At 72.5% G+C, this 6,405-nt stretch carries 8 protein-coding genes; 4 read left to right on the top strand and 4 right to left on the bottom strand.

All coding sequences use genetic code 11. From position 1 onward, the window contains the following. Positions 1–102: 102 nt before the first annotated feature. From VMN58_08590 to VMN58_08575, 4 genes are all read right to left on the bottom strand, one after another. On the bottom strand, positions 103–663 hold the full coding sequence (locus VMN58_08590) for a hypothetical protein (protein ID HUF33247.1): 561 nt from the start codon (positions 661–663) through the stop codon (positions 103–105). Between the two features lie 172 nt (positions 664–835). Next, the gene (locus tag VMN58_08585) at positions 836–1,603 is read right to left on the bottom strand and encodes a hypothetical protein (GenBank protein HUF33246.1); all 768 of its coding nucleotides are present in this window, start codon (positions 1,601–1,603) and stop codon (positions 836–838) included. 55 nt (positions 1,604–1,658) lie between these two features. Continuing rightward, positions 1,659–2,261: an RNA polymerase sigma factor gene (locus VMN58_08580; protein ID HUF33245.1), complete on the bottom strand. Its 603-nt coding sequence runs from the start codon at positions 2,259–2,261 to the stop codon at positions 1,659–1,661. A gap of 43 nt (positions 2,262–2,304) precedes the next feature. Then, positions 2,305–2,619: an antibiotic biosynthesis monooxygenase gene (locus VMN58_08575; GenBank protein ID HUF33244.1), complete on the bottom strand. Its 315-nt coding sequence runs from the start codon at positions 2,617–2,619 to the stop codon at positions 2,305–2,307. 104 nt (positions 2,620–2,723) lie between these two features. On the opposite strand from VMN58_08575, the gene VMN58_08570 reads away from it, so the two are divergent. The 4 genes from VMN58_08570 to VMN58_08555 form a co-directional block, all read left to right on the top strand. Further along, positions 2,724–3,734: a patatin-like phospholipase family protein gene (locus VMN58_08570; GenBank protein HUF33243.1), complete on the top strand. Its 1,011-nt coding sequence runs from the start codon at positions 2,724–2,726 to the stop codon at positions 3,732–3,734. Positions 3,735–3,829: 95 nt separating this feature from the next. Then, positions 3,830–4,489 (top strand): helix-turn-helix domain-containing protein, encoded by a 660-nt coding sequence (locus VMN58_08565; GenBank protein HUF33242.1) that lies wholly within the window; start codon positions 3,830–3,832, stop codon positions 4,487–4,489. Then, positions 4,486–5,598, top strand: a complete 1,113-nt coding sequence (locus VMN58_08560) for a ferritin-like domain-containing protein (protein ID HUF33241.1) — start codon at positions 4,486–4,488, stop codon at positions 5,596–5,598. Before VMN58_08565 ends, VMN58_08560 begins: the two co-directional genes overlap by 4 nt. A gap of 22 nt (positions 5,599–5,620) precedes the next feature. After that, the coding region (locus VMN58_08555) for an aldo/keto reductase (protein HUF33240.1) at positions 5,621–6,405 on the top strand (785 nt) is incomplete at its 3' end.

Here is a 6,405-nt window from a genome sequence, read left to right as displayed (position 1 = left end):
CCGGGGCGCCCCATCCGTTGTGTGTCCTGTGAGTCGGTGCGGGGTCAGGGGTGCACCGGAACTGCGACCTCGTCCGGCCGTCAGGCCGGACGGAACTGAGAGCTACTCGGCGGGCGGGCCGGCCGGGGTCTCGGGACGGTGGTCGCCGTCCTCGCGGTCGGCGTCGGTCTCGTCGTCGCCGTCGTCACCGGCCTGCGAGCCGGGGTTCTCGGCCTGCGAGCCGGCGTCACCGGCCTGCGAACCGGCCTCGGCGGGGCCAGCGGGGGTCACGTCCGGCTGGTTGGCCTGACCGGCCTCCTGCTCTTCGACGCCGTTCTCGCCTCGGGCGTCGGCGCCCTTCTCGCTTGCGATCCCGGAGACGGTCTCGCCACGCAGGCGACCGGACTCGTAATCGGCCTTGGCGGCCTCGCTCACCGTGGCGCCGTGGCCCTCGGGCGGGCCGTCGTCGGTCTCGTCCTCGCCGTCACGACGGTTGTCGGCGTCCTGGCCGGCTCCGTCGTCCTGGCGGTTCTCGTCGTCCTGGGCCTCGGCCTCGACGGACACCGGGGCGTCGTCGGGGGCGTTGGCCACGACGACGGCGCTGGCGCCGGTGACGGCAAGGGTGCCGGCGGCGGCGGCGACGAGGGCCTTGGTCGAGAGTGCGGCAAGTGCTTCGGCGATCATCAGGTGTTCCTCCGTGTGTGGGTCGTCTGGCTTCGGTAGCCCCGAGGCCTCGGTGAGGTCCGGTGGCGTTGCTCCCACCCCGTCACCGGAGCGGTCGCCTGTTCGGTCGAGACGTCCGTCTCGCTTACGTCAACGCCGGCCGTGCCCGAAGGGGTACGGGTCGGCGCCGAGATCAGGGTTGGTCGGGCGGTGCCGGGTCATCGGCGGGCGTCGGTGCAGGCTCAGAGGTCCTGGCGGCGCTCGACCCCTCGGCCGGCGGGGTGTCGCCCTCGCCGGTGGGGGGAGCATCGGGAGCTCGGTCGTCCCTTGAGGTATCGGTGTCGGTCGCCGGGGCGTGGTCCGACGGTGCGGAGCTGGTCGCCGGGCGATCCGTGGGTGCCTCGGCGCCCTGGTCGGTCTCGTCGGAGGGGTGGGGGGCAGGCGGGCCGAACTCAAGGGGTGCGGGGGGTGCGGTGGGGGCAGCGCCCGGGGTGGCCGGCGGCGTGTCGATCCGTGCCACACCGGGGAGGTCGTCGGGCAGGGTTGCGGGCGGGGTCTCGTCGACGGGCACGATCTCGTCGGCAGGCGTCTCCGTCTCGGAGCGCTCCTCGTTGGCCCGATCGATGCCCACGGCGCCGCTGGCCCGGTCGAAGACGGACTGGGCCGGGCCCGGGAGGGCACCGGCGCCGCCGGTGCCGGTGAGCAGGGCGAGTCCCACCGCGCCGCCGAGCACGGCCCGGCGACGCTGCCGGGAACGTGTGGGCCGCGCGGCAGGCACTGCCGGAACGGTGCCGGGGGCGGTGCGTCCTTGCACGCCCTCGGCGAAGACAGCGGCCAGCTGGCCACCGGCGGGGGGGACCTCGGTGGCGTCGACGGCGGCACGGAGGGGGGCGAGTGCCTCGGCCACGGCGAAGTCGCCGGTGCCTTCCAGCAGTGCCTCGATCTCGTCACGTCGTCGCATGGTGCTCATCTCGTGGTGGTGAACGCCGTCTCGGCGTCCAGGGGTACGGGTGCGGTCACGATCCCGACTCGGCCTCGAGCAGGCGGCGCAGCGTGGCCAGGCCCCGACGCTGGAGCGCCTTGACGGCTCCGGGGCGCTTGCCCACCGCCTCGGCCACCTGATCCACGGTGAGGTCGCCGACGATGCGCAGCACCAGGACGTCGCGCTGGTCGGGCGAGAGGCGCCCGAGGAGCGAGGCGACCCGCTCGCCACCGAGGTGCGCCAGCGCCTCCACCTCGGCAGCGGCCACGGTGCCGACGTGGTCCTCGACGGCGGCCCGGTCGGCGGTCGCGGGTCGGCGCGACCGGCGCCGGCGGTCGTCGATGAGGCGGTGGTGGGCGATGGTGAACACCCACGACCGGAAGCGGGGCTCGTCGCCCTCGAACGAGGTCAGGTTGGTGAAGGCCCGGAGGAAGACGTCGTTGGCGAGGGAGTCCGGGTCCTCGGCGCCCTGGCCCCGGAGGTAGGCCGCGACGGCTCCGCCGAAGGCCTCGAAGAGTCGTTCGTAGGCCCACGGGGCGTCGGCGCGCGCGGCGGCCAGGACCCCGGGGAAGGCGGTCCCGAGGCGGAGCGGCGCCCTGGGCGCTGGGTCGGGTGCCGGCGGCTCAGCGGTCGACATGAATCGCCACCGTCAACGCTCCTGGGTCGCCGACGGGTACGCCCTAGGCAAGGTCGTGGGCGGAGATGCCCTCGAGGAGGTCGATGTCCGGCGGCTGGGAGAGCAGGCCGTTGCAGGCGGCGGCCATCTCCACCATCTCGGCGGAGTCGAAGTGGGCCTGCTGAGCCTTGGGGGAGTCCCACTTCTGGACGATCACGAAGCGCCCCGGGGTGGTGAGCGACGCGGCGAGGTCGATGTTGCGGCACCCGTCGTGGCCCCGGCTCACCACCACGTACTTGGCCAGCACCCCCAGCAGGCGGTCCGGGTCGGCGGCCCGGAAGTCCATGGTCACGATGGTGAGCTCCACCTCTTCGGCCACGTGCGCTCCCTCCTGGCATCCGTGTGACGCCGGTCGACCCGCCGCATGGTAAGGCCGGATTGGCCATGGCGGATGAGGCGCTGGAATCGGGGCAAGGTGGTGGCATGGACGAAGACGGCAGCAGACGCCCCCGGGTCGGACTCGTGCTCGGCGCCGGCGGGGTGGTCGGGCAGGCCTACCACGCCGGGGTGCTGGCCGCCCTCGAGCACGACCTCGGCTGGGACCCCCGCGGGGCCGACATCATCGTCGGCTCCTCTGCCGGCTCGATCACCGGCACGCTCCTGCGGATCGGGGTGCCAGCATCCGACCTGGCGGCCTGGGCGGTGGAGGCGCCGCTGAGCTCCGAGGAGGGCCAGAGCCTCGCCAAGGTCCTCGGCGACGACCTCCCCGCCTTCCCGGGACCGTCGCTCCGGGATGCCCTGCGCCGCTGGCAGCTGCCGTCGCCGGCGCTGATCGGTCGCACGCTGCGCCGGCCGTGGGCCTTCCGCCCCGCGGTGGCGGCGATGACGCTGCTCCCGATCGGGCAGGTCGACCTGGCGTCGCACGTGGCCTCGCTCGAGGAGGTGGCGGGGGAGGAGTGGCCTGATGACCTCTGGATCTGCGCGGCTCGCCGCTCCGACGGCGGTCGGGTGGTCTTCGGCCGTCCAGGCTCGCCCCGGGCCTCCCTGCACCAGGCGGTGGCCGCCTCGTGTGCCATCCCGAGCTACTTCCAGCCCGTGACCATCGAGGGCATCCGCTACTTCGACGGTGGCGTCCACTCGCCCACCAACGCCGACGTGCTCCGCCACGAGGACCTCGACGTGGTCGTGGTGGTCTCGCCGATGTCGTCGGCCCGGGGCCGCATCCGCTCGGCCGACGGCCTCCTGCGGCTGGCCTTCCACCGCCGGCTGGCTGGCGAGGTGCGCAAGCTGCGCCGCAGCGGCATCCGCGTCGTCACCTTCGAGCCTGCCTCGGGCTCGGTCCCGGCCCTCGGCCTCAACGCCATGGCCGCCGACCGCGCCGACCGGGTGGTGCAGGAGGCGTTCCTCGAGACCGGCCGTTGGGCGGCGCGCCCCGACGTGGCCGAGGTCCTCGCCCCCCTCGCCACCCGCCCCGGCCGAGCCTCCACCGCCTGAGGACCGGGGGGAGCGGGCGAGCTTGGCGGGACATCCCGCCGGTTCCTCCGCCCGCCCGCCTTGCCCGGTCGTCGAATAAAAGTTATTCTCCCAACGTGTCCGATACCGCCACCACCGTCCCCGACGACGACCCGCTGCGCGAGCGCCTGCTCGACGCCGCCGCCCGGGTGTTCGCCGAGAAGGGCTACGACGGCACCAAGATCCAGACCATCGTCAAGCAGGCGGGGCTCTCCACCGGGGCGGTGTACGGCCGATTCACCTCCAAGACCGACCTGCTCCGCCAGGCGGTGATCACCCGCTCCAGGTCCCAGGTGGAGCGCGGTGCGGGCCGGGACGCCAAGGTGGCTGACCTCGTCGCCCGGGGCGCCTCCGACCTCTCGCCCGGCCTCACCGACGCCGAGGCCATCCTCCTCGAGACCTACGTGACCGCCCGCCGCGAAGCCGAGGTCGCCGCCGCCCTCACCGAGGCCGACGACCGCTGGCGCCAGGCCGTCGACCCGCTGGTCGAGGCCGCCCTGGTCGACGGCACCGTCGACGAGGGCGTCGACCCCGAAGCCGTCCTGTTCCTGGTGCGGGTGCTGCGCCTCGGCATCCTCCTGCACCGCGGGTCCGGCCTGCCCACCCCCGACGCCGATGGCTGGGAGGCGCTGGTGGGCCGCGTCGTCGCCAGCTTCGGCCGCCCCGAGGGCGCCACCCCACCGACCGACCCGACACCCATTTCCACTGACCTGACCACACTTGAGGGAGAGCAATGACCACCACCGAGCTGCCGAACACCGAGCTGCCCAGCGCGACGGAGATGAACGACGCGTTCAAGCTCATCGACGACCACGCCCAGCGCATCTTCACCTGGCGCTACGACCGGGAGCGCGACCAGCTCGTCACCCTCTACAACAAGGCCATGGCGTCGCAGTGGAACTCGGTCACCGAGCTCGACTGGTCCACCGACGTCGACCCCGAGCGCGAGGTCAACATGGACAGCCCCATCATCGGGCTGACCCGCCACATCAAGGGCATGCCCGGCTCGCCCATCGCCAGCTGGGGCGAGAAGGAGTTCGTCCAGCTCGCCCTCGAGCTGCAGAAGGCCCAGCTGAGCCAGTTCATGCACGGCGAGCAGGGCGCCATGATGGTCGCCGCCAAGATCGTCGAGACCGTGCCGTGGATCGACGCCAAGTACTACGCGTCGACCCAGACGATGGACGAGGCCCGTCACACCGAGGTCTTCGCCAAGTACCTCCACACCAAGCTCGGCGACGCCTACCCCATGAGCCCGTTCCTCGAGGAGCAGATCACCGTCCTGCTCGAGGACAGCCGCTGGGACATCGCCTACCTCGGCATGCAGATCGTCATCGAGAGCCTGGCGCTCGCCGCCTTCGGCGACATGCTCCGCAGCACCGAGGAGCCGCTGCTCAAGAAGCTGCTCCGCTACGTCATGGCCGACGAGGCCCGCCACGTTGCCTTCGGCATCCTCAGCCTCGGCGAGCACTACAAGGAGCTGTCGTCCCCCGAGCTCAAGGAGCGCCAGGACTTCCTCTGCGAGAACACCCTCCGCAACCGCTCCCGCGCCTCGACCCCCGAGGTGTGGGAGCGGATGGGCGTCAGCTTCGACGACGTCGTGCCTTTCGTCATGGAGGCCATGGCCAGCACCGGGAAGAGCCCGGTGGGCAGCTTCCAGCGAGGGTTCTTCGCCAAGCTGGTCCCCAACGTCCGCAAGCTCGGCCTGCTCGATGCCAACGACGGCTACCTCCGCGAGCAGTGGGGTAAGGCCGGCCTGCTCGAGTTCGAGTTCGCCGAGGACACGGCGTCGGACTTCGAGGCCTACGACGCCGTCGCCCAGGACCGGGCAGCCGCCGCTGCATCCTGACCGGCCTCGGTAGGTTGAGCCGATGGAGCATCGTCAGTTCGGCAGCCTGTCCCTCTCACTCGTCGGCCTCGGCTGCAACAACTTCGGCAACCGCTGCGACGAACGGCGCTCGGCCGAGGTGGTCCACGCCGCCCTCGCCGCCGGCATCACGACCTTCGACACCGCCGACGTCTACAGCCGCGGCGTCTCCGAGGAGCACCTCGGCAAGGCGCTCGGCAACCGGCGCGACGAGGTGGTGATCGCCACGAAGTTCGCCAACCCCATGGACGACAGCGGCAAGCGCCAGGGCGCCAGCGCCCGGTGGATCACCGAGGCGGTCGAGGACAGCCTCCGACGCCTCGGCACCGACCGGATCGACCTCTACCAGCAGCACGTGCCCGACGACAGCGTCGACCTCTCCGAGACGATGGGGGCCCTCGACGCCCTGGTGCGAGCAGGCAAGGTGCGCGAGATCGGCCACTCCAACTTCAGCGCCGACCAGATCGACGAGGCCGCCGCGGTGGCGACCGAGCACGGGTTCCACCCCTTCGCCACCGCCCAGAACGAGCTGAGCCTCGTCCGCCGCCGAGCGGCCGACGAGGTGCTGCCCGCTTGCGAGCGCAACGGCCTCGGGATGCTGCCCTACTTCCCGCTGGCCAGCGGCCTGCTCACCGGGAAGTACCGACGGGGTGAGGCGCCGCCCGAGGGGACGCGCCTGGCCTCGATCCCCGAGGAGCGCCAGGAGAAGGCGCTGTCCGACAAGCGCTTCGACCTCGTCGAGCGGCTGGAGTCGTTCGCCTTCGAGCGCGGTCACTCACTCCTCGAGCT

This window comes from Acidimicrobiales bacterium, assembly GCA_035512495.1.
Lineage (GTDB): Bacteria > Actinomycetota > Acidimicrobiia > Acidimicrobiales > CADCSY01 > DATKDW01.
This window is presented reverse-complemented; position numbering and strand designations above follow the sequence as displayed.